Below are 22913 nucleotides of genomic sequence, written 5' to 3' on the forward strand. Positions count from 1 at the left end.
CTACGAAAATCCGTGTAGGATACTGTACATGCATACAGTGATTTTTCCGCAACTCCAATGACCACCGCGCTGCCCGTCCCCGAAGCCATCCACCCGTCGCTATGGCGGGCGTCGCAGCTTGCGCGCAGCCGGGGGCATATCGTGGATACCGGCTATCCCGCGCTATCGGCGGAATTGCCCGGCGGCGGATGGCCGGTCGGCGCGCTGGTGGACCTGCTGGTGCAGCAGGCCGGCGTGGGCGAAATGCGGCTATTGCGCCCCGCGCTCAGCGAAATGGAGAAGCGGCCGATTGCAATGGTGCAGCCGCCGCACGTACCGAACGGCCTGGGCCTCGAATACATCGGGTTGTCGTCCGAACAATTGATGGTTGTCCAGGCTCCGAAGACAGCCGACGCGCTCTGGGCCGCGGAGCAGATTCTGCGCGCCGGCAGTTGCGGCGCACTGCTGTTCTGGGCGCAACACGTTCAGACCTCGTCGCTGCGGCGGCTGCATCTGGCCGCCCAGTCTTCGGAAACGCTGTTCTTCATGATCCGCCCGCTGGCGTCGGCACAGGATGCCTCTCCCGCGGTTTTACGGCTGGCGCTGCGGCCCGAACGCGACGGCCTGACCGTCGACATCACGAAGCGACGAGGTCCGGCACGCGCAGAGCCTCTGTCCATTCCCCTGCAACCCACACCTGTTCTGTTTTCGCACCATGCGCGTATTTCTCGCCGTTCACCTGCCCCGGTTGCAGCTCGAGATCTTCCGGCCGAAGTGGCTGCCTGAGCCCGCGCACGGCTGCGTGGTTCTCGAACGGGACAAGGTGCTCATCGCGGATGGCGTCGCCAGGTCCGCGGGGGTGCGGGTCGGCATGAAACGCGGCGGCGTGCTGACGCTCGCGCCGGAGATCGAGATTTACGAACGCGACGCCGGCCGCGAGCATGCCGCGCAACGCGAGGTCGCCGTGGCGCTCATGCGGTTCTCACCCGATGTCGCGGTTCTCGACGAAGCGGTTGTCGTGGTGGACATCGGCGCGAGCCTGCATCTCTTTGGCGGACTGCTCGCCGTATGCCGGCAGGCGAAAGCGATCCTCGAAGCCATCGGGCTGACCGCGCGGATAAGCGCTGCGCCGACCGGGCAAGGCGCCTGGCTGCTCGCGAGGAACCGGAACCGGCGCGTGCTCAAGGTCGATTCGCTGGAACGGCAACTGTCGGTGCTGCCGTTGCAGTCAGTGCCGGAAATCAGGCCGTTTGCCGACTGGTTCACCGGCCTTGGCTGCGAAACGATTGCCGACGTGAGACGGCTGCCGCGCGCGGGCCTGCAACGACGTTGCGGCGAACATCTGCTCGACTCGCTCGACCGCGCTTTCGGCACGGCGCCGGAACTGTTCGAGTGGCTGGCGCTCCCTCCCACGTTTTCCGCCCGCATTGAAATGCCCGATCGTATCGAGCATGCGGAAGCGGCGCTTTTCGGTGCGCATCGTCTCATCGTGCAACTGTGCGGCTGGCTGTGCGCGAAGCAACTGGCGTTGACGGGCGCGACGCTTCTGCTCGAGCACGAGCGCGGCAGGCAGGCCATCGAGCCGACGCCCATCGAGATTGCCCTGGGCGAGCCGACATGGCGGGAAGATCATCTGGTCCGACTCGTCAGGGAGCGTCTTGGCCGCATTGAACTGACCGCCCCCGTTATCGCGCTGCGGCTCGATGCATCGAACGTGCAGCCCGCCGCACCGGCATCCGATACGCTGTTTCCCGAGCCCGGCGGCTCCGCCGCGGACCACGCCCGTCTCGTCGAGCTGCTGGTCGCGCGGCTCGGCGAGGACAACGTGCTCAGGCCCGCGCCAACGGCGGACTACCGGCCCGAAATCGCCAACCGATGGGTGCCGGTCGGCAGCACGTCGGAAAGCACACGGTTGCCGAAAGCGCTTCCGCGGCCCACCTGGCTGCTGGAGAAACCCGTGCGCCTGCTAATGCGAAAACACCGCCCGTTTTACGGTTCGCCGCTGCGCCTCGTGTCGCCTGGCGAACGCATCGAGAGCGGGTGGTTCGATGGCGAACTCGTCACGCGCGATTATTTCGTCGCTCAGGGTGAAGACCAGAGCTGTTTCTGGATATACCGCGAGCGCATGAGCAGTCGCGATGCGGAAGAAGAGCCGCGGTGGTTCCTTCATGGCCTGTTCGGATGAAGCGCCACGAATACGGCCTTCGACGGCGCCTCGCCTGCGCGAGGAACGCCGTCAACCCGATCTTCACCACAGGTTAGCGAGAGCGGAAGCTCAACGCCGGGCGCTGCCCAGGCCGTACGCGTCGCGATGATAAGCCAGCCGTCCAAGCAGTTTTCGGCGCATTTGCTCCCGGCGATAGTGAGCGACGACGAACGCTGTTGCCGTCACCAGCACGAATGAACCTACGACGATTGCCACTGCTTCACTCATCGGAACCTCCATTGCTGATCTCCCGGGTTCACTGCAGGTGCTGCCCTCCGTTGATCGCGATGTTGGCGCCGGTCACGAAGCCCGCTTCGCGCGAGCACAGGTAGAGCACGAGCGCGGCAACTTCGTCCGGCTGCCCGAGCCGGCCGACCGGAATCTGCGGAACGATCTTCGTCTCGCGGATTTCCTCGGGCACGGCCATTACCATTTTCGTGGCGATATAGCCGGGCGAGATCGTGTTGACCGTGACGCCTTTTTTCGCCACTTCGAGCGCCAGCGATTTCGTGAAACCATGCATGCCGGCCTTGGCCGCCGCATAGTTGGTCTGGCCGAACCCGCCCTTGGAGCCGATGATCGACGACACGTTGATGATGCGGCCCCAGCCGCGCTCGACCATGCTGTCGCACACGGGCTTCGTCATGTTGAACACCGAATCGAGGTTGGTGCGGATGACCGCGTCCCAATTGACCTTGTCCAGTTTCTTGAAGCTGGCGTCGCGCGTGATGCCGGCGTTGTTGATCAGGATGTCGACCGGTCCGACTTCGGCCTTGATCTGCGCCGCGCATTTTTCGCAGGAGTCGTAGTCGGCGACGTCGACGCCATATGCGCGGAACTGTCGCCCCTCGGCTTCCATGCGGGCGAGCCACTCGTTCGCACCGGTGTTGCCGGGCGAATAGGTGACGGCGACCGCGTAACCGGCGTCATGCAACTTGATGCTGATCGCCTCGCCCAGTCCACCCATGCCACCCGTTACCAACGCGATCTGCTTTGCCATTGAATCGTCCTCGCAATTACCGGCGGCGTGCCCGTCGGGAGCAACACCGCCTTCAGTCAAATGGGATGTATGGGAATGCCGGATTCCTCGCCAAGGTGGCTAAAAGGAATGCTGTAAATAGAGTTCGAACCGATAACGCGGGCATTGCTGCCCGCGTGGGTCTTAATGCTTCGCGCTCGCGGCCACGATAGCCGACTCGGCACTACGTTTGGCTGACTTGGACGCCGAGGCCGTCACGGCTTCGAGATTGGTCCCGGCCATTTCCACGGCCTGCTGACCCGTCTTCTGCAGCGATTCGCACAGCGTGGCGGTGGCGCTGATCGCGGACTTCCACGCGGCGATCGCCGCTTCGGAACCGGCGGGAGCACTCTTCGCCGCTTCCTCGATGACTGCCTGCAGGTTCGCGTTATACCGTTCGAAATGCGTCTGCGCGAGTTGCGCGACCTCCGCCTGCGTGGTTGACGCGATGTCGAAGAGTTGACGAGTGTATGTCAGTGATTTCTCCGCGAGCGGCGCGGTGAAACCGGCTTGCAGCGTGAACCACTGCTGCGGCTCCGGCGTGCCGGGCGCCTTGCTCAGGCTCTCCCGCGATTCCGCCAGCGTGGACTTGACGACCTGCAGGTTCAACGCAACCAGTTTTTCGACGCCTTCAAAGACCTTGCCGGTCAATCCGAAGAATGCGTCGAGGCCAGCTTTCTGCGATGCGGCGATTTGCTCGGGACTCGATAGAACCATTATTGAAATTCCTCAGGATTCGATTCGCCGCACAAAGCCCGATCGATCGGATAGGACCGGATGCCGCACGACGAATGGCGATGATGGATGAACCGAAGCGCACGGACGCCTGCCAGGCAGCATGCGTCGCGAATACTTCGGAGAGTCGTTAAAACCAGGGGCACTTACACATTAAAGTCCAACTAAAGCCACTTCGCTTACTTTCTTCGACGCGCTCGCCGCGTGGCGCGGCGGCACACGCCGCAATTCAATAACGCCTGCGCGCGACCGCTTTGAGAATGGACGCGCCTTCGCTCGTGACATGAGCACGGGGATGGCCCGACGCCAGACGCTCGAGTGATATGAGTTGACGTTCCAGCAGCGTGTCGAGTTCGACGCGCTCCAGGTCGATCTGCTCGGGCGCGTCCTTGAGGAGCATCAAGGTGGCGAATTCATGGGGACTTAGCATTGTGTCTCCTCGATTTAATCTGTCGGCCCGGAAGCATTAATTACCGTTCCGGCGGCAAATGGCGGGAAATATTTCCCCTCTCATTTGCGAAGCAAACGCTCGGGAAATCCTTACGGAGACGTCATCATAACCGCTCAATTTTCAATTGCAATATGGTCCGTACTTTTTTAATTCGTCTGGTTATTTATTCTGCATATGAATGGCCGTGGCGGGACGTCCCCCTGTTGACTGCGGCGACTTTGTGCGCCTTGATGGGCATGTGTTTGGCGGTTTTTCGGCACGCCGGAGGTGTGAAGTTGGCAGGTCCAACAATGGGCCTTTAAGCCACCTTGATTCATATTTGAATATGGCGTTTATAGGCTAGCATTGTCTTTATCGGACATGACCTACTTACAGGCCACGCTATATACGGCAATTAAGAAATAATTATTACGTTGATATGCGAGTCGCCTGTTTTCATAATTTTTACTCGTAAAATGCATAAGCGTCGACTTCCTCGCTGTCGCAAGGGCCACGGTTAGCATTACGTCACGTGGGATCCGTACATCACCATCAACAACGACTGAGCCGATGGAAGATCACGCAGGCGGAGGGTCGTTTATCCACACCCTTCCGCCGTGACTTTGATCCACTGAGGCCACGTGTCCATGTTCAGCGAACATGGACACAGGACCACCCGTTACTCGAACGAACCCAACCACGATAGCCACTGCAAACACGACAAACACCTCAAAGAAACAACAACGCCTCATTCAACTCCGATTCGCGGCGCGGCGCCTCGCGCCACCCCATCCGCACGGGAACCGAATAAAGACGCCGCGCGCCAAAGCGCGGCCAAAAATGGCAAAGACCCGGCGCGATGACCTGCACCACGGGCAAGCCGATATCGGGCCGCGTCTTATCGACAACCAGCACGTCCATTCCAGCCGAGGCGATTCGCGCGACGCAGTGTTCGACCGCCGCCTTCAACGTACCCGCATCGACTGGCGGCCATGTCGAACTCGTCGTGCCGAGCATGTCATTTGCCGGATACAGGAACTCGGTGCTCGATAGCTTCGTGTGATCCCAGGGCGGCGGGCCGTCGGCTGCGAGATCGAGCAACTGGTTGACTTCGGTCAGCGCTCGCTGCGTGGCGATACGCGCGTCCAGATGGCAACCGAAGCCGATCGAGAACCGTCCGTTGGACGTATTTTCCGCAAGCGCGACGACCGTCGGCACGGCCAAATCATGGCTGATGTCGAGCGCCCAGAGACGCCAGCCGAGCACTTCGTATTCACGCACGAGCGCATCGAAATACGGGTCCGCGAAACTCGCCAGATCGATTCCGGGACGGCGTACCTGGTTGTACCACCAGATCGCGACGGCATCGCGTTCGATCAACTCGAGCAAGCCTTGCAAAATCGCCTCTTCGAGGCACGATCCGGCTGCGCAACCATTCGGGTTATGCACGCACGGCACGTTGGGCTGCGCGCTCTCGGGCGTCTCCGCATAGCAGTAGCTCAACGGCACGAGCCGGCGCCCGCCTGTGACGAGCGACCACGCGAGAGTCCAATCGATGACGTCACGTGGCGAGAAAGGCCGCGGCACCTGTTTTCGAACATCGTCGGTCAACGCATTGATGGCATCGCGCTCGTCGAACTGGCGTGCGCTGAACTGCTGAAGATCGTTGACATGGATAGGCGGATCGTCGAGAAGGTCTTCCATGCATGCGGTCACTCTCATCTCGTCACCCTGACAGACGCTGCTGAAACGCTCGAGCGCCTCGCACAATGCGCTCACGCGCGCTTGCGTGTCGGTGGCGCCCTTGCCGGAGCAGACCCTGTCGAAGCGATTGTCGCGCGGCACGCCCGCGGGACACACGAGAAAACCGGCCACATAGACCTTGCGCAGACCGGCGTGTCGCTTCGGCATGGGATGGAGATAGGCGATCGGGCCGCTGACCGGCGACACCAGATGCGCGTAACGCTCGAACACATCTTGCGCATCGGCATTGCGGTAGCCGCCGCCGTCGCGCTTGAGCGCCGTGTCATCCGCAAGCTGCGGCGCGCGCGCCGCCTGCTCGCGCATCCATGCGGGATTGCCGCAGCGCGGGCATTGAGGCCGCCTCAGCACGCGATGCCGCGCGGCGGCCAGCGTGTCGAGGCGCAGCGAGACGATGTGCGTTCGCGCGCGCTCCGATGCGGCGGGGTCGACCGCGATCTGCTCGATCGTTGCCGCGACCAGCGCCGCCGTAGCCGCCGCGCCCGCGCGCGAGACGGCCGCCGGAACGCGCGCCGCGGCGCGGCCGTGATGGCGCGCGAGCAGCGCCTCGACGGGCCGGTTGAGACGGGTCCAATAGCGGACGCATTCGACGCAAGGCGCGCTGTCACACACGGTATCGGCAACCAGCAGCGGGCCGATTAGCGGCTGCACACCATGGGCAACCACGATGAGCAGCGCGCCGCCGCGCAGCGATACGCGTGCGGCCAATTCGGCGAGATCGTCGCGGTCATGGGAATCGGCCAGGGCGACTGTCAAGCCGGCATCCGGTTCGATGTCGATGCCTGCTGTCGCCAGTGCATGTTTAAGCGGCGCGTCGTCGACGCCGAACGTTTCGACAGTCACGCGCTTGCGGGCAAGGCGCTCGCAAGCGGCGTCGCCATCCAGGCCGACGCGCTCGAAGAAGCCGCGCGCCGCATCGTGTTCGCCAGGCGAGTCGGCACGCACGTAGGCTCGACGTACCAAATGATCGAGTGCCGCGAGCACCTGCCACTCTCCAAACGTCACGGCGAGCGCTGTGATGATCTCGCCGATCGTCACGCGCGCGCGCAAGCAGGCGGCGATTTGCACGAAGACGGCGCCGGACAGCATCGTGCGCTTGAATTCGTCGACGACGAACAGCCTCTCGGCGCCCGCGTCGAGCACGAGCAAATGCGGCTTGAAGCGCAGCACGCGCGAAAAATCGTCGAGCATCGTGTGGGGTTCCGTGCAGGGAAAACGGCGGAAGGAAGCGTGCCCGCGCCGCCGATGCCGGCCCGCCCGCCAGGCGCGGGCCGCATCGCCGTGCGGGCTCGGACCGGCTGCGTCAGCAGCAGGTGAAGACGTAGTTCGGCCCGGCGTCGCTATAGGCCGCGAGCGCGACGGCTTCCTCGCCCGGAAGCTCCGGCCGTGCCGGTATGCCGACGGTCATGGTATTGGGCGGCAGGTTCCAGCGTTGGTTGTGTTCATCCCATCCGTACTGGCCGCCCGGATCGACAACTTCCAGATCGATCAGCCACGGGCATCGGTAGTCCAGGTACCGGGCAAGCGCATCGGCGGGATTCTTCAGCAACTCGTTTCGGAAGCTCTTGTCTTCCCACGAAAGCGCGATTGCGCGCAGATAGACCTGCTGGAACTCCAGCATCGATTCGAGCGTTGGGGTCGCGTTGTCCATTGCCATCTCAAACTCCCGGTTGGATGTGGTGATCCATGATGTAGAGGTGTTTCGCGTTGTAAAAGGCGAGCGCGAGCGCGTGCTGCTCCTGCTTCGCCGGTGCCGGCGGCAGGACCAGCGTGAACCTGTTCGTCTGCTGGGTGGTCCAGCCGCCGTTGATGGCGGGCGTCCATGTCGCCGACTCCGGGTGCACCTTCAAGTCGATCTTGAACGGATACTCGTATCCGAAACGGTTCTTCAACGTCTCGACAGGATGCTTCGTCAACTCCTGGAAGAACGCCTGATCGTGCCATGCCGTGGCAATTGCCTTGATGATCACGGCTCGGTATTCGATAAACTGCTCGTAGGTCGGCGAGCGAAGATTCTGAGTCATCGGTTTTCTCTCCTGAAAGAAGGAATGGGACCACTTACGGCAATGAATTCAACGTCTCTTCAGCGCTCTTGACGATGCGGGACATGCCCGCCTTCGTTGCAATTTCGAATGCGCGCTGGCACGCATGCATGGCGGCGGCGCCATTGCCGCGCGGCTCGATCCGGCGCAGGTACTCGCACTTTTTCAGCAGCAGTTGCGCTTCGTAATACCGCTCTCCGATCGAATCGCACAGCGCGAGACATCGTTCGACCTGCGCTAGCGCGGCCTCGTAGTCGCCGCGCTCCGCATCGATCTCGGCGATCAGCGACGCGTAGTAGGTCAGGCCGAGCATCCCGCCCGATTGGCGCAGCGCGCCGACATGCGCGACGGCGCCTGCGCGGTCCCCTTCGGTCCATGCGTGAATGATCGCGGCGTAGTGCCTGACCGCATGCAGTTGATGAACCTGCGAGAGGCGCAACGTTGCCTCCGATGTGGCACGCGCGGCGTCGCGATCGCCGGCCCACTGCTGGGTGCGCGCGAGGTACAGAAGCGTGACGCCGAGGGTCGGCAAATGGTCGAGGCACGTCGCGCGGTACACGGCCTCGCGTCCCATCGCGAGCGCAGCCTGCGGCGCGTCGTCGATGCACCAGAGCACGCTCGCGAGCGACGCCATGGTCCAGGCGCGTGTATCGAGTCCCAGGATGCGCCGATGGTCCGCGTCGCGCCGCACGTCGTAGCCCGCGAGCGTCGCCTCGAACGCGTCCCGCGCACGCGTGTAGTTGCCGTCGATCCACAGGCTCATGCCGCGCATCGCATCGGCGGCGACCCGCACGCCGGGATCCCCGCAATCGGCCGCCAGCTCGTCGAGCCGCATGCTGATGCGCTGCACGGTGCCGCGGTCGCCGGCGACGTGGTAATAGGTCGACAGCGTCCACAACGCGCCAATGGCGAGCTTCTGATCGCCGAGCGTCAGCACCAGCCGCAAGAGCCGCTCCGCGTGCTCACGCACCCGCGGATCGGCCCAGCCGAAGCGCGCCATCGTCGCGTGCGTCAACGTCGAGTGAAGGTGGGCGCTGTCGTGTTCGCGCTCCGCATAGTCGGCCTTGTCCAGCCAGTCGCAGGCGGACTGCGCGTAGCGGATCGAGTCGTCGTAGAGGGAGCGGTCGAGCGCGCGCCGCGCGGCCTCGATGCCATGGCCGATGGCCTCGGCGAAGACGCCCGCATGCGCGAAGTGCTGCGCGACGCGGAAGGGTTGCGCCCCGGTACCACGATCGGTTTTCATGGCTAATGCGCGGGCTACCCGCGTGTGGTTGCTGCGTCGCAGGGTGGGCAGCATCGATTCATAGGCCGCGTCGCGAATCAATGCGTGGCGGAACGTGTAGAACACGCGGTCGAGCCGATGCCGCGCGTAGACAATCCGCGCTTCGATCAGAAGCCGTAGATGGGCGTCGAGTGTGCGGGGCTCGTGCGGCGACGCGTCGGCGAGCAGTTGCGCATCCACTTCGAGCCCGATGGTCGCGGCGAGCTGCGCGGTGTCGCGCGCTTCGTCGATCCGGTCGAACATGAGGCCGAGCAGACTGCCGAGACTGACCGGAAGCGGATGCGGGTCCGTTGCCCGCAGTCCGGACAGCAAGCCGTCCGGCTCGGTTGTCGCGCCGCTCGTCATGAGCTCGCGGACGATTTCCTCGATGAAGAGCGGGATGCCCGCCGTGCGCTCGGCGAGCAGGCCGAGCGAAGCCGCATCCAGCGACTTCTGGTCGAACAGTGCCGAGACGAGGCGTTGCGCGTCGTTGCGCGACAGGCGGCGCAACACCAGGTGTTCCGTGCTGGCGCGCCAGCGCTCGAGGTTGCCGGGCCGCGACGTCAGCACGATGCAAACGGTCCGGGCTCGCGGCGAGCGGCGCAGCGACTCCAGAAAATCCTGGGTCGAACGGTCGATCCACTGAACGTCTTCGACGACGAGCAGGATTTCAGCGCCATCGCCAAGCGAGACGATCAGTTGTTCCAGCACGTCGAACAGCGCCTGCTGTTCGCGCACGCTCGACCATAGAAAGCCGCGGGCATCGCACGGCAGCCCTAGCCATGCGGCAAGCGCCGCGCGTGCCGCCACGTGGTCGCACGCGAGCGGTGCGATCATTGTGTCGATCGCCGCGAGGGCGAGATCGACGGGACCGTCCGCCTCGATGCGCCAATGGGCGCTGATAAAGCGCAGTATGGGGAACAGCGCATGATTCGCCCGTTCCGGCAAGCAGGCGCAATACGCGAACGCATGACCTTGCGTTTGCACCGCCTCGCATAGCTCATGGACGAGCCGCGACTTGCCGATTCCCGCCTCGCCGACCACCAGCGTCGAAGGGTCGTGCGAAGCGCCCTGGCCCGCCCTTTCCCGAAGATTTCGTGCGCGCGTCGCCTGCCAGACGCGCAGCAATACATCGAGTTCGCGGTCGCGACCGAGCATCGGCGCGCTCGCGCCGTCGTCCAGCCAGTCGAATGGGATGGTGCTGCGGCGTTCGCCGAGCAGTTCATGCACGCGCTGCGGCATCATGCCCGCCCGAGGCAGGTGCAGCGGGGTCGGCCGATAATCGACGTGGCGCTCGAGCGCCAGGCGCGCATCGTCGCTCATCAGGATCTGGCCCGGCGTCGCGAGGCGCAGCAGTCTGGACGTCGCGGCGGGCGTCGAGACGCCCGACATCAGCGACGCGCGGGCATGAACCTGCCCGACGTGAATAGCCGCCGCGACCTCGACGCGCCAGCCTTCGCTGGGCCGCGCACTTGCGGCCCGCGGCTCCGTCAGCCGGGCGCGAGCGGCTTCCCTCACCATCTCGAGCGCCGCTCGTGCCGCGCGGCGCGCGGGCCGGTCGATATCGCCCTGCAATCCGAAATAGAGCAGCAGTGTGTCGCCGAGCCGGCCGCCCACCTGTGCGCCGTAGCCCACGGCGATATCGGTGCACCTGGTCAACCAGCGCTCCTCGTAGCCGTCGAGCGTATCGCGGTAGTCGGCGTTCGCATGCCGCTGCGGGCCTTCTCCGGCGATCGTGACGTTGCAGCATAGCGTGGTGATCTGCCGGGATACGCCCATCGTGCCGGTGCTTCCGGCATGCGGCGCGAGGGTGCCCGTGCGAATCCGGCCGCTCGCCTGGCGGGAGTCGAATTCGCCGACGAGCGCCGCGAAGTTGAGCGTGCGGAATTGCGCCGCGAGTTCGTCCGCCGAAGCGGCACGCTGCTCCGGGTTCTTGTTCAGCGCCCGGCGCAGTACCGAGCCAAGCGGATGCAAGGCGATCGACGGGGGCAACGCGATGTCGACCGGGCTGAGCTGTTGATAAAGAATCTCGGCCACGCTTGCGCCTTGCATGACCGCGCGACCCGTCAGGCATTCGATCACCAGCAGTCCCCACGCATACAGATCGCTTTTGAGCGTCGGCGCCTCGTTGCGCAATTGCTCGGGCGAGCAATACTGCGGCGTGCCCAGCACTTCGGTCGCCTGCGTCGAGGCCTGGCCTTCGATGCGCTCCGCGCCAGGCAACGCGGCGCCAATGCCGAAATCGAGGATCTTCGCGTGCGGACCGTCGTCCGCCGTCGTGATCAGGATGTTGCGCGGGTTCAGGTCCCGATGAACGACGCCGTGCCGATGCACGACCGCGAGCGCGTCGAGCACCTCGGTCATCAGCCGCCCCGTATCGACGGCCGACAGCGTGCCCTCGGAAGCCAGCCAGTCACCCAGGGTTCGGCCGGGCACGAACTCGAAGACGGCAAAGAGCCGCCCGTCAGGCGCCTCGCCCTTGTCGAGCAACGCCACCACGTGAGGGTGATGCAGCCCTTCGCAGAGATGCGTCTCGCGTCGAAAGCGCGCACGCTGGCGCGCGCGCCCGGCCGAGGTCTTCGTGACGTCTTCCCGAATGAGCTTGATGGCGACGTCTTGACCCGTGTCGCTACGGATTGCACGATAGACCACGCCGTTTCCGCCTTCGCCCAGCATTGGGCCGACGTGGTAACGCCACGTGCCGGCAAGCTCGGTGAACGGCGCGGCGTGGCTGGCCGGCGAACCGGCGTGTTGCGGCTCCAGCGTCTGCGGCATGCTGTACGGTGGCGACACTGGCGCTTCCCTGGCGTTCATGCGGGTTGTAAGACCGGGTTTGCCGTTAGGCCGTGGAGGTTGATGCGCTGCCGCGCGCTCGACACCGATTCGCATTCGAGCTGCTCGCCGCGAAAGACGCGAAACGGGAAGTCGCCCATGCGAACGCTGCCGCGCCGACGTTCGACGAGCTGGCTCGCGTCGAGTCCGGGGACAGCGGCGAATTGCGTCCGCGCGCGGTGAATCTGCACGTTGACATGGGACGGGTCGAGGCCGAGCATGCGCGCCAGTTCGTCGAGTTCGATCCAGCCTTGCGCGGCGGCTTCATGGCCCGCATGCATGTCGGCCGAGCGGGCTCGCGCGAGCATGACGAGGCTGTAGTGATGGACGCGCTCGCCGAGATCGACCGTGCCACCGCGGATATGCAGCAGCGCGCGCACGTGCTCTTCGTTCTGGCTAACCAGGAAGTCGAGCCGTTGCGTCGCGCCCCCAAAAACGCCGGGCAACGTCAGCACCGACGTCGAGCCGCTACGCGCCAGCGCGAGACGCCAGGCGGCGTCTCCCACGCACACTTCGTCGCCGTGACGCAGCAGACGCGGCGGCGACGTGTCGTCGCAGAACCATTCGCCTTCGGGTGATTTGAAAATCGCAATCGACGGGGTGACGTTCGCGAGCAGCACATGGCTCGCTTCGAGCACGATCGGCTGCACCGCGCCGCCTATGGGCCACAGCGTATCGGCGGGGTCGTCGAGCGAGTCGATACGCCAGGGGGCGACGCCCAGCTTTCCGAATCGGATCACGTCGCCTTGTTTCAGGACCGCGTGTTCGCCATTGCGCAGCAATGCGCCCGATATCGACGTGCCGTTACTGCTGTGATCGTAGAGTTCCCATTGCCCACCGTTCCAACAGATATGGGCGTGGACGCGGGAGACCGACGGATCGCGAACGACCGTGTCGCAGCGTGCGGCGTCGCGACCGAACACGTGGTACGCGTGCAGCAGGCACGCTTCTCCGGAAGCCAGGTTCTTGAGTGTTGCCATGCGCCGCCCCGCGATAGGTTCGCCCGGTGTTCGACTGGCAAATCGAAGCGGCCGGGCCGGCGCACTTCATGCCGAAATGCCGCTGACGCCAGTACTGAACATAGTGGCTTAAATCGGTTTTGAACAACGTTCCTAACGATTTCCGCAAGTTGCTTTGTAAATCACCGTTTAGTCGCCATGCATTTTTCTAAATAACCTTTAGCACTGAGTTTTCATGTTAGCAAATTGCCAGGAGGAGAATTGTCAAACTTTACTAAGCGAAAATTTTAAATAAATCTATTCCGCATAAACGATTCGCGGCATTGAATGAATCGTTAAAAACCGGGTTGAAAAAACGCTGCTCGGCTCGGCTGAAGATGTTTTGGACCGCGCCCCGCGCGTCCGCTACTACCTGCCCGCGTGCAGAGCCGGAATCCGCGCTCAGGACAAATTGCCTGAAGACGCTTCTTCGCGTAGCCGATAGTCGGTGGGTGTCGTGTCCAGATACTTTCTGAACAGCTTGGCCAACTGACCGCCGCTGCTGATTCCGCAACGCCGCGCGATCTTGTCGACCGGCAACCGCGATTCAACGAGCATCCGGCAGCTCATATTCAGACGCGCGCGAAGCAGATACTCGGAGGGCGTCATGCCGATCTCGCGCTTGAAGCGCCGCAGAAAATTGCGCTCGCTCATTGCCGCGACTTGCGCGGCGTCGTCGATCGAGATGGGCCGATCGACGTTTGCGTCCAGCCAGCGCGCCGACGCGAGGATCTTCTCGCTGACCCGATGCGCCGCGCTGCGCGTAATGGATGAGTCGAAGGGTGTCTCGTGCCGCGGCTCGACCGATTCGGCAACCCGCCGCGCCAGTTCAAAGCCGAGATCCGCTTCGACAATGCGCAGTGCCGTGGGCACGGCATCGGGTACTTCGCTCAGCAGCACCGGATAAAGGCCGCCCGCTTCGTTGCGGCGGTGGAGAACCGGGATGGATCGACTGGGAAGCCCGGCCGCTTCCAGAAGCTGTTTTCCTTCCGAGATCGGATGAACCATCTCGCTGAACGGATGCCTGCGGCGCAGCCAATTGCCAAGGCGTTCGTCGCGACACGCCTGCTGCGCGCCGGCCCCGCCCGCGATGAACAGCAGGTGCGTGTCGTTCGTACCGCGGTGCGACGCGACGTCCTGGGTCCAGACGAAAATGGACGATGAACTCGCGATGCGGCCACCCGCAGCCGAAAGCAGCGAGACGCGATAGCGTGCGGAACCCGATCGCTGGGATACGGCGAGCGCGTTCGCCTTTTCGAAGATCTCGATGATCGCTGCGACCTCCGGCAGCGCAAAGCCGTCGAACAACGCTATGTCGACGCGAGTGGTTTTGCTCGTTTGCCCCGGCACGGTTGTTTGCCGCGAGCAGCACGGCGGACTATGAGCCCGCTGCATTCTTTTGCCCCGGAGTATGACGGCTTGCAAAGCGCTCCGGGTTAAATGCGCCGATAGGAATTGCCTCGATTGACCAATTTCTTATATTCGTTTTATTTGCCGACGCAATAAATTCGGATTGTGCAATAACGACTGCTTCCATTTTTGAATCTCCTCCAATTCGAGTTACTGGACGGAGTGGTCAATGCGGGATTTCTTGCGAGCGGTAGCGAGAGATTGCCGGCATTTAACCGCCGATACTGTCGGCGCGGGTTTCGCCGACGGGTATCTCGGTCATGATTGGAGGCCGGCCGATCCGGGAAAGCACTCGCTAGAACTTAAAACTAGTCCCGAGGCCTTGCCCGATCAATTACACGTGATTACACGACGGCGGGATTGTGGCAAAAGGCGAGGTTCACATTGGGGTTAGACGTGCGATCGCCTGCTTTCAGAGGCTTTCAGCGCGTCGTCCACCCGCAACGAAGGCGCGACGCCCTCGCATCGATCGTGCGAATGAATCAAGCAGCGCCGCCAGCGCCACCCCGTTGAACCTCACGAGCCCGTCGAACCACGTTTCCTCCGAACGGCAGGCAGTCCCGCATCGAGCTGATGTTGCAGCTTGCCGAGTTGACCTTGCGTCTCGCGCAACTGCGCCTGGGCCGCGTCCTGCTGCGCGCGCAATCCCGTCAGTTCACTGCGTGCCTGCTCCTGACGGCTCGTTGCGAGCGTCTGTTGTTCCCTGGCGATATCGATATCCGCCTGCAGACGGTTCTGCTTCGCCTGCGTGATCGCCAGGCGCTGTTCCGTCTGCACCTTCTGCGCTTCCAGCTTGATGCGACGCATCTCGACTTCCGCCAGGCGCTCGGCCTGCCGCGAGAACGTGGCGTAGACAGCCTGTGCGCGCCGCTCGTCCTGCGTCTTCACTACGCGCCAGAAGTCTCGTTGCTGCAGGAGTGCAACGTAGTACGTGCCGAGCTTGCCGTCGAATAGAAGATCAGCGCCATAGCTGCCGTTGCGCGACGCGCGCAGCACGTCGAGTGCATTGCTATTCGTGAGTCGTTGCAGTTCCGCGATATCGCCCGCCGGCGGCACGCCTGTCTGTTCGGTGATGAACCCTTCTTCTGCTGGTGCGCTCGGCGGCGCCGACGCCGCGCCCGACAACGACTGTGCATGGGCTCCGGTGCAAATGCCAATGAGAACAAAAGCTGCGAGCGCGAGCACGCGGTTATGCGATATCTGGTTCATGGGTTGCATCGTATTGTTAAAAAATCCGGTGAGGGCCCGCTATTGATGAAGCGTGTCCGTTCATTTCTTGATGTTCTCGTCCCGGCGGCTCTGAACATGCCGGATGCCGTCATTGTTCGTCGCGCTCAGGTGTTGAACCTGCCGAAGGCTCACGTTCAATCGTGCTTGCCCGGCCACGCGCTGCGCTTCGAGCTGCGCGAGTTCCTTGCGCACCTGATGCTGTTTTCTGGTAACGCGCTGCGTCTCCACCGCGTCGCGCTCGAGATCGTTGCGAAGCCGTTCGGCCTGCGCTTCCGATTCGCGGATCATGCGGGCCACGTTGTCGTTTTGCGCGAGGAGTTGGGCGCGCCGGGTTTCGCCCTCGGACAGCCGTGTCGCCTGCTCCTGAAGGTGACGAAAAGCGGTCTCCGCTGCGTCCAGCCCGATTGCCGTCAGCACCCGCCACAGCGAACCGTCGTGGTAGAGCGCGACGTAATAGCAAAGACCCTCGCCGTGAAAGTGCAGAACGACCGAATAATCGAAACTGTGGAATGCTCGCAATTGCGTGAGCGCGCCGCTTTCCGCCAGCCGCTCGACTTCCGCAACGTCGGCCATCTGAAGCGCGCGCACGCCCGGCTGCGACGTGACGATCGACACGGCCCGAAGCGACGCGATCGTCTCCGAGGCTTGCGCGGCGGCGTCATCGGCATCGTCGGGCGATATCGCTGCGTGTTCGAGCGGCGGCACATCGTTTTCGATTCCAGACGTCTCAACCCGCGATGGAGCGGCTGAAGTTGACAAGCTTCGCCGGTTCAATAGATTCCTCAAGACAAATCCCATAAGTACTGCGCTTCACGATTAGAAAAACGTCGTCTAACGAAACCGTCGAGCCCTGCATTGCAACGCCATGTCTTAGCGAGCAACGAGCGTGGACGGAAAAATCAGCGCGAGAAGCGTGTGAAGCAACGCCCAGGCAAAGAAGAGCGACAACGGAACGGCCATGATTGCCGCGACGATCTTCGCTCCCGCATACCGCGTGGGCAATAAACCGGCTTCTTCTCGCCGTGAATTGCCCACGCTGCATGCCTTCATGTCGCGCAAGCCTACGCGTTCTGTTGGAGTCGTCCTCATGGACAGATAAACCTCATCATGCGATTGGCCCCGCGCCTGCATCGAGTCGGCTGCACCGCCGCCTGCGCGCTAACCCGCTTCACGATGCCGCCGGAACAAATTCGACACGCCGATTCGCGAAGCGGCCGCTGGCGACCAGATTGGTCGTCACCGGCCGTGCCGCGCCATAACCCTTTGCGTCAAGCAGATTCGCCGGCGCCCCTGCGTCTACGAGAAACGCGCGCACGGCATCGGCCCGCTTTTGCGAAAGTTGCAGATTGGCCCGCGGCTCGCCAACGTTGTCGGAAAACACCGCGATGTCGAAACGCATTGGCTGAGCGCGGTTCGCGCAAGCCTTCATTAACTGCGCCGTCACGCTCAGGTTCTCTCTCGCCGATGAAGGAACGTGTCCGCTCGATTTCGCGAAATTCACCACCTGGAGATTCAGCACCTTGGCCACCTCGGTTGCCGTGCACGGGCTGCCGGCGTCGGTAAGACGAGTCATCGCTCGCAGAAAGGCATCGGTCGCGGCGAGGACAGTTCGATCGGCGTTGAACGCGGCAATGTCCCACGACGAACCGAATTCGCGCTGCAGGCGCTCACGCCAGCCAAGGGCCTCGCTCGTCGCCGCGCCACCCAGTTCCATGCGTCTTCCGTCGATCCTCGCCTCTGCTCGCGGTAGCGTCATCAGGAGCAGCAGGTCGTCCATGTGCCCGAGCCACTCCGCAGGCGCCGTGCGAGCTTCGACGGTGACGTCGCTCGTAAAACGTCCCGCGCCGAATTTGCGGGTCAAGGCATCGACGAGTTGTTGTTTCTCCGCATCGCTGCCTACCACCGCCATCAATTGAGGGACACCCGTCCGGTCCACGCGGAAAGCAAGCTGTGAATTCGTCGTCGGGGCGGAAACGACTGGCGACGAAGCGGCCGCAACGGCATCGGATGAAACAACTGCGGCCGGCGTAGCCGAAGCAGCAGCGGCTGACACAGACGACACAGACGACACAGACGACACAGGCAACGCAGGCGCCGCTACCGCCGAAAGAGCGGCAGATGGCGAGGCGGCAGGTTCCGGTGCAACGCCGGATGCCGCGCGGGTCCGCTCGGCAACAGGACGCTCGCTTGAGGCCGCCGCCGCCGCGTCCGCCTGCGTGGGGTGAAGCTGGACATATGCAAAAACCGCGGCCAGAACCAGCGCGAGCGTCGCAAAGAGCGGCCACACCCATTTCGGAGACGACTGCCTGCGCGGAGTCGAAGCGGCTACCGCCGGCGGCGTGGCGACCATCGCGTCGACGGCGGCACCGTTGGTAAGCGTCGGCGCTTGCGGCGCGGCACGGCTTGTCAGCGCATCGAGGCGAGCGGATATCGAATCGTTGAAGTTCGCCGCGTGATCGAATCCAAGCGAGCGGGCCACGCCATCGGTGACATATCCGGCGATGGCGGGTAGCTGAGCGTCGAGCAACGCCGGAAGCTGCTCAACCTCGCCCTGTTCGATCAGTACGTGATGTTTGAGCATGCCGAACAGCACGGCGCCGACCATGCCCGAAAGCACGTGCGACGCTTGCGGCGGCACGCCCGCCTGGCCGGCTATCTGGTCGCTGAGAACGGCGATGCGGCGGCCGGTGGCCCGCGCGATCAGGCTGTCCCCGGACGCCTCCAGGTCCTTGATGCCGGCCACGGTCGTCACGATGTGCGCGAGTTCCTCGGCGATGCGCGCGTTCGATTCGGCCGACCTGAGCGTCGAGAACTCCGTCGCGGCGCCCTCGGGCGTGGTCGCCCCGGCCATCAACGCGGCAATCAGCACGGGCGCGGCATGCGCGACCACGCGTTCGATGAGCTCGGGCGAAAGGCCGATCTGCCGTGAGAGCTGTTGTCTCACTGCTTCCGTGAAGGCCAGGCTGATCGACTGCGCGAGATTGATTGATTTCAACGACTACTCCCAGGTTATTTTGTTTTTGACGGGTGGTCTGCCGCGAGGCCGCTCGCACCTTCGCTGCAGCGTGGCCGCACGCAGCTCCGCCTCGCTCGAAAACCGCCAGTCGCAGTTTTCCGACTGGATACGCACGCATCCCGCGTAAATCTGGATGACCGCTTCCTCTCCCCAGGCATCGCGCATGCAGCGCAGCCACGCGCGCTTGCGGCGGTCGAGGTAGAAAGGCCAATCGTCCCGGCGCGGCGTGGATGAGGCCGGCACCGGAAAGCGAAACTCATTGGAGAGGTCCATATCGGTCGTCAATGCAACGCCACGAATTGCGCTTGCTGCTGAACCGCCGGTTCGTCACGCAGTCTGCTGGTCCGTCGCGAGTTCATCGTCGTCAACGGTATTGCCCGCATGCGCATGGGCGGGCGCGAGCCTGAACCGCTCACGGTCCTTGCCCCGAATCCATAGCGGCTCCCGGCCAACGCCGGACCACGTTGCGCCTGTCTGCGGATCGAAATATCGCGCGGGGCGTTTTCCGCGGACGGTGCTATTCGCGTCGAAGGCAAAAATCTGCGCGGACGTGAATCCGAACTCCTGGACACAGGCGCGCACCTCGATCAGCACCGCATGCGCGGCAGCGCGTCGCTCAATTGCAATCTGCTCTTCCAGACTGAGCTTCTTCTCGATGTAACGGCGATATGTTTCCATGACTGACCACCTCTTCAACATGCCTGCTCTTCCAATCCCGGCGCCATTCGTTCCTGCGTTCGATCCCCTCGGAGCGGCGACGAGCGCAGGCCATCGCGCCAACTGCCCGTGAGGTCTTTTCGCCCGGCCGCCCGTCGCGGCGAGCGGATATCGCACGTTAATGCACCGACATCTCCATCGATGCAGATTCGTCGTCGCGAGAGGCGGCGCCTGGATCGGGCGCTCCGGCAAATGCGGCGAGTTGCGCCGCAACCTCGTCGAGCACGGGTTGCCACTGTCCGAACGCCGGTTGCCGGTACAGCGTGACCGTGGGATACCAGGGACTGTCGCGGCGCTCCGTCATCCAGAGCCAATGCGGATTGACGTCGAGCAGCACCCACGTCGGCACACCCAGGCCCGCGGCCAGGTGCGCGACGGATGTGCAGACGGTAATCACCAGGTCGAGGTTCTCGATAAACGCCGCGGTGTCGTCGTAGGTGGCGAACTCTTCTGTGTGATCGATCAGACGCAGCCCTGCCTGCCCGGCCTGCTCCACCTCGCCGTCCGCGCCGACTTGCAGGCTGAAAAACTCCACCCCCCTGATCCCGCCAAAGGCTTTAGCGATCTCGGCCGGTTTAACGGAGCGCCGCGAATTGCGCTGGTGCGTGCGGCTGCCGCTCCACACCAGGCCGACCTTGAGCTTGCCGTCGTCGGGCAGACGCTCGCGCCACGCGCGAACCTTGTCGGGGTCGGCTTTCAGATACCCCGAGCGCAGCGGCAAGTCCTGCAGCGTGACGCCGAGCGTCAGCGGCAGACTGCACAGCGGCAGGTGATAGTCGAATACCGGCAGCGGCCGATGATCATGGGCAATGATGGTGTCCGCCACGCCGCCGAGGCTGCGCTTCAGAAGCGGCAGCAGATTGCCGAAGCAGCAGTAGATCAGCTTTCCGCCTTCGCGCTTCACCCGCTCGGCGATGAGCGGCACGAACCGCACGAACTGCATGACATCGCCGTGTCCCTGCTCGCCCCACACGAACAATGTTTTGCCTTCGAGCGGTTCGCCGTTCCAGCGCGGCGCCGGAACGTTCGGCGATACATCGCGCAGTTCGGGCGAACCGCTCCAGCGCGCCTCGTGATTACGCCAGCCGTTCGCATAGTCGCCGCGCAGCAGTTGGAGCATGGCGAGCGTCCAGACGAGCGACAGGTTGGCGGGCTCGAGTGCGAGCGCCCTCTGTGCGACAGCCAGTGCCCCGTCCCACTGCCGATGTTCGCGCAGTACGTAAGAGTACGTCTGCAACGCGGTCGCATAGTTGGGCGCGAGTGCGCACGCGCGCTCCGCCGCGACGAGACTGTCGTCGATCTGTCCGCGCTTGAGTAGCACGGTGCCGAGATTGGTCCACGCAAGCGCGTTGTCAGGGTCGTCCCGCAACGTCTGTTCGAACAACGGCTGGGCGCGGTCGTATTCGCTCAGTTCGAGGTGGGCCGCGCCCATGTTATTGCGCAGCATCGGCAGGGCCGGGTCGATCCGCGCGGCGTGCCGGTAAGCGTCGAGTGCCTGAAGGTGATGACGTGCCTGCTGATGCGCGAGTCCCAGCCTGAACCACGTACCGGCCTGCTCCGGTGCGCGCTCGCACCGCACGGTAGCGATATTGCGCGCCGCGTCGAATTTGCCCAGACGCAGCAATACATCGATCCAGTCGACCATCCAGTCGTCGCCGGGTGCGCCCTCGCCCCATGCGCATTCGAACCACGCGTCGGCGCCCGCATCGTCGCCGAGCCTGATCGCTAGACGCGCTCGTTCAATCAGCGCTTCCACGTTGGTCGGATCCGCATGCAGCGCGCGGTCCAGCAACTCGCGCGCATCGGCAAAGCGCCCCCGCAGGCACCACAGACGGCTTGCCACCACCAGCTCGCGCGGGTTGTCCGATTGTGTCGCTCCGCGCGCATCCAGGAGGTGGGATGCCGCAATCAGATCCCCGCGCGCAATCAGCGCCTCGACATTTTTCAGATTCGACATCGTTGCATTCCCCATTGATGTATTCACGCCCGCGTCAAATTCCCTGCACCGCGATACCGAGCAACAAGCCCAGAACGAAACCGATCAGACGACCACGCCACGCGGCCTGATCGGTTTCGGGATCGCGGAAAATGCTGCGGCGCGCGCTCGGCACCTGGCCAAGCAGCACGGGCCCGGACAGCAATATGAATGCGGCCACTCCGGCCGCCACCGCGACCACGATCGCGGGCGCGGCATTGTCTAGCGCCGGCAGATCCGGTGCGAAGAAGAAGACCGCCAGCACCGTCCAGCATGCAACCAGCCCACTCACGATCAGATTCCGGATGAATCGATCCGTATAGCTCGATACACTCATATCCGCTCCGCCGTTCCGGTTGTTTTCAATCCTGGCGACTGTTGCGTGGCGGCACGATCACCGCCTTTGCGGCAAGCGTGCCGACCAGTTGCGTGAAGGCCCGCTCACTCGCCTGCGATTCCATCCTTTGACGCAGCGACGCTCTCGCCTGTTCATACGATGGCGTCACCACCGGCCGTTTCGCGTCGAGCTTCACGATCACGCGCTGATTGCCGACGGCAACTGGCGAGCGGCTTATCTGTCCGACATCGAGCATCGAAACGGCCAGCGCAAGCGGCAGCGCCAGGCCCTGCGTATGCCCTTCGCTCACTGGCGTCCTGAAGCTGAACCAGGCAGCGCGCCACCGTCGGTGCGGCTGGGCGCAACACTGTTCTCAGCCGCCAGCGTCTCGAACGGCACACCGCGGTCGAGCTTCGCCAGCACCGCTTTCGCCGTGAGATCGTCTCGCACGGTAATCACGCGAGCCTTGTATTCCTCTGTACCGAGCTCGGCCACGATCGCGTCATAACGAGCGCGTACCTGCGCCTCGCTGATCGCCTCGGGACGCATGTGCTGCGCGATGTACAGCCTGTTTTCAGTGTCGACACGCGCCTTGCGCACCGCCTGCGCGACCTGTTCCGTGTTGCCCAGCTTTTCCTTCTCGGCCGCCTGGCGAATCAGTTCGCGTGCAATCAGTCCCTCGGTCAGCGTTTGACGCTGGGCCGGCGTGTCCGGCTGGCCGCTCGAACGCACCGCTTCGTCGAGCTGCGCCCGCTGAATCGGCATGCGGTTGACGGTCGCGATCACGTCCGCGTCCGCGCCCTGTTGCGGCGGCGTTTTCGCCACCGCAACAGGGCCGGCGATCATCATTGCCGCCATACCCGAAAGCATCGCTACCCGGCGCACGCCAGCCAGCATCATGTGTTTGCTCTTCAATTTCATCTCCGTGGTGCTACCGTTGATTTATCCATCGCCAGGGCTGCATGT

The 22913-nt window shown here is 63.7% G+C and carries 22 protein-coding genes; 2 read left to right on the plus strand and 20 right to left on the minus strand.

All coding sequences use genetic code 11. The features are described 5' to 3' along the window. Positions 1-57 precede the first annotated feature (57 nt). Together imuA and ACTJLC_RS26955 are read left to right on the plus strand one after the other, a co-directional pair. The gene (gene imuA / locus ACTJLC_RS26950; protein ID WP_083080857.1) at positions 58-765 is read left to right on the plus strand and encodes a translesion DNA synthesis-associated protein ImuA; all 708 of its coding nucleotides are present in this window, start codon (positions 58-60) and stop codon (positions 763-765) included. Further along, a complete protein-coding gene (locus ACTJLC_RS26955; RefSeq protein WP_310135468.1) occupies positions 695-2164 on the plus strand; it encodes a Y-family DNA polymerase in 1470 nt (489 codons plus the stop codon). The genes imuA and ACTJLC_RS26955 overlap by 71 nt, the downstream gene beginning before the upstream one ends. A 90-nt stretch (positions 2165-2254) precedes the next feature. On the opposite strand, the gene ACTJLC_RS26960 is transcribed toward ACTJLC_RS26955, so the two are convergent. The 20 genes from ACTJLC_RS26960 to ACTJLC_RS27055 form a co-directional block, all read right to left on the minus strand. After that, positions 2255-2413: a hypothetical protein gene (locus ACTJLC_RS26960; RefSeq protein WP_167363311.1), complete on the minus strand. Its 159-nt coding sequence runs from the start codon at positions 2411-2413 to the stop codon at positions 2255-2257. 28 nt (positions 2414-2441) lie between these two features. Continuing rightward, positions 2442-3185 (minus strand): acetoacetyl-CoA reductase, encoded by a 744-nt coding sequence (phbB, locus tag ACTJLC_RS26965; RefSeq protein WP_310135469.1) that lies wholly within the window; start codon positions 3183-3185, stop codon positions 2442-2444. A gap of 162 nt (positions 3186-3347) precedes the next feature. Further along, positions 3348-3920 (minus strand): phasin family protein, encoded by a 573-nt coding sequence (locus ACTJLC_RS26970; RefSeq protein WP_310135470.1) that lies wholly within the window; start codon positions 3918-3920, stop codon positions 3348-3350. A 247-nt stretch (positions 3921-4167) separates the two neighbouring features. After that, positions 4168-4368 (minus strand): hypothetical protein, encoded by a 201-nt coding sequence (locus ACTJLC_RS26975; protein WP_310135471.1) that lies wholly within the window; start codon positions 4366-4368, stop codon positions 4168-4170. Between the two features lie 729 nt (positions 4369-5097). Next, on the minus strand, positions 5098-7320 hold the full coding sequence (locus ACTJLC_RS26980) for a TOMM precursor leader peptide-binding protein (RefSeq protein ID WP_310135472.1): 2223 nt from the start codon (positions 7318-7320) through the stop codon (positions 5098-5100). 112 nt (positions 7321-7432) lie between these two features. Then, positions 7433-7786, minus strand: a complete 354-nt coding sequence (locus ACTJLC_RS26985; RefSeq protein ID WP_083080862.1) for a BMA_0021/BMA_0022 family TOMM bacteriocin — start codon at positions 7784-7786, stop codon at positions 7433-7435. Position 7787: 1 nt separating this feature from the next. Then, a complete protein-coding gene (locus ACTJLC_RS26990; protein WP_083080863.1) occupies positions 7788-8153 on the minus strand; it encodes a BMA_0021/BMA_0022 family TOMM bacteriocin in 366 nt (121 codons plus the stop codon). A gap of 34 nt (positions 8154-8187) precedes the next feature. Continuing rightward, complete coding sequence (locus ACTJLC_RS26995) at positions 8188-12246, minus strand: TOMM system kinase/cyclase fusion protein (RefSeq protein ID WP_374710327.1); 4059 nt, start codon at positions 12244-12246, stop codon at positions 8188-8190. Continuing rightward, the gene (locus ACTJLC_RS27000; protein WP_310135473.1) at positions 12243-13244 is read right to left on the minus strand and encodes an FHA domain-containing protein; all 1002 of its coding nucleotides are present in this window, start codon (positions 13242-13244) and stop codon (positions 12243-12245) included. Before ACTJLC_RS27000 ends, ACTJLC_RS26995 begins: the two co-directional genes overlap by 4 nt. Positions 13245-13664: 420 nt before the next feature. Further along, positions 13665-14657 carry a GlxA family transcriptional regulator gene (locus tag ACTJLC_RS27005; RefSeq protein ID WP_310135474.1) on the minus strand — a complete coding sequence of 331 codons (993 nt, stop codon included), beginning with the start codon at positions 14655-14657 and terminating at the stop codon, positions 13665-13667. Further along, complete coding sequence (locus ACTJLC_RS27010) at positions 14641-14799, minus strand: hypothetical protein (protein ID WP_161553733.1); 159 nt, start codon at positions 14797-14799, stop codon at positions 14641-14643. Before ACTJLC_RS27010 ends, ACTJLC_RS27005 begins: the two co-directional genes overlap by 17 nt. 389 nt (positions 14800-15188) lie before the next feature. Further along, positions 15189-15881 carry a DUF2968 domain-containing protein gene (locus ACTJLC_RS27015; protein ID WP_310135476.1) on the minus strand — a complete coding sequence of 231 codons (693 nt, stop codon included), beginning with the start codon at positions 15879-15881 and terminating at the stop codon, positions 15189-15191. Positions 15882-15941: 60 nt separating this feature from the next. After that, complete coding sequence (locus ACTJLC_RS27020; RefSeq protein WP_159442565.1) at positions 15942-16607, minus strand: DUF2968 domain-containing protein; 666 nt, start codon at positions 16605-16607, stop codon at positions 15942-15944. A 463-nt stretch (positions 16608-17070) separates the two neighbouring features. Beyond that, positions 17071-18846, minus strand: a complete 1776-nt coding sequence (locus tag ACTJLC_RS27025) for an OmpA family protein (protein WP_440845766.1) — start codon at positions 18844-18846, stop codon at positions 17071-17073. 54 nt (positions 18847-18900) lie between these two features. After that, a complete protein-coding gene (locus ACTJLC_RS27030; protein WP_073429167.1) occupies positions 18901-19191 on the minus strand; it encodes a hypothetical protein in 291 nt (96 codons plus the stop codon). Positions 19192-19245: 54 nt separating this feature from the next. Beyond that, positions 19246-19752 carry an H-NS histone family protein gene (locus tag ACTJLC_RS27035; protein ID WP_440845757.1) on the minus strand — a complete coding sequence of 169 codons (507 nt, stop codon included), beginning with the start codon at positions 19750-19752 and terminating at the stop codon, positions 19246-19248. A gap of 1 nt (position 19753) precedes the next feature. Further along, positions 19754-21592 carry a tetratricopeptide repeat protein gene (locus ACTJLC_RS27040; protein WP_310135483.1) on the minus strand — a complete coding sequence of 613 codons (1839 nt, stop codon included), beginning with the start codon at positions 21590-21592 and terminating at the stop codon, positions 19754-19756. 34 nt (positions 21593-21626) lie between these two features. Next, positions 21627-21947: a hypothetical protein gene (locus ACTJLC_RS27045; protein WP_083080885.1), complete on the minus strand. Its 321-nt coding sequence runs from the start codon at positions 21945-21947 to the stop codon at positions 21627-21629. A gap of 25 nt (positions 21948-21972) precedes the next feature. Next, positions 21973-22257, minus strand: coding sequence for a peptidylprolyl isomerase (locus ACTJLC_RS27050; protein ID WP_440845759.1), 285 nt, complete (start codon positions 22255-22257; stop codon positions 21973-21975). Beyond that, on the minus strand, positions 22254-22862 hold the full coding sequence (locus ACTJLC_RS27055; protein WP_440845761.1) for a hypothetical protein: 609 nt from the start codon (positions 22860-22862) through the stop codon (positions 22254-22256). The genes ACTJLC_RS27050 and ACTJLC_RS27055 overlap by 4 nt, the downstream gene beginning before the upstream one ends. Between the last annotated feature and the right edge of the window lie 51 nt (positions 22863-22913).

This window comes from Paraburkholderia sp. 22099, assembly GCF_052045835.1.
GTDB lineage: Bacteria > Pseudomonadota > Gammaproteobacteria > Burkholderiales > Burkholderiaceae > Paraburkholderia > Paraburkholderia terricola.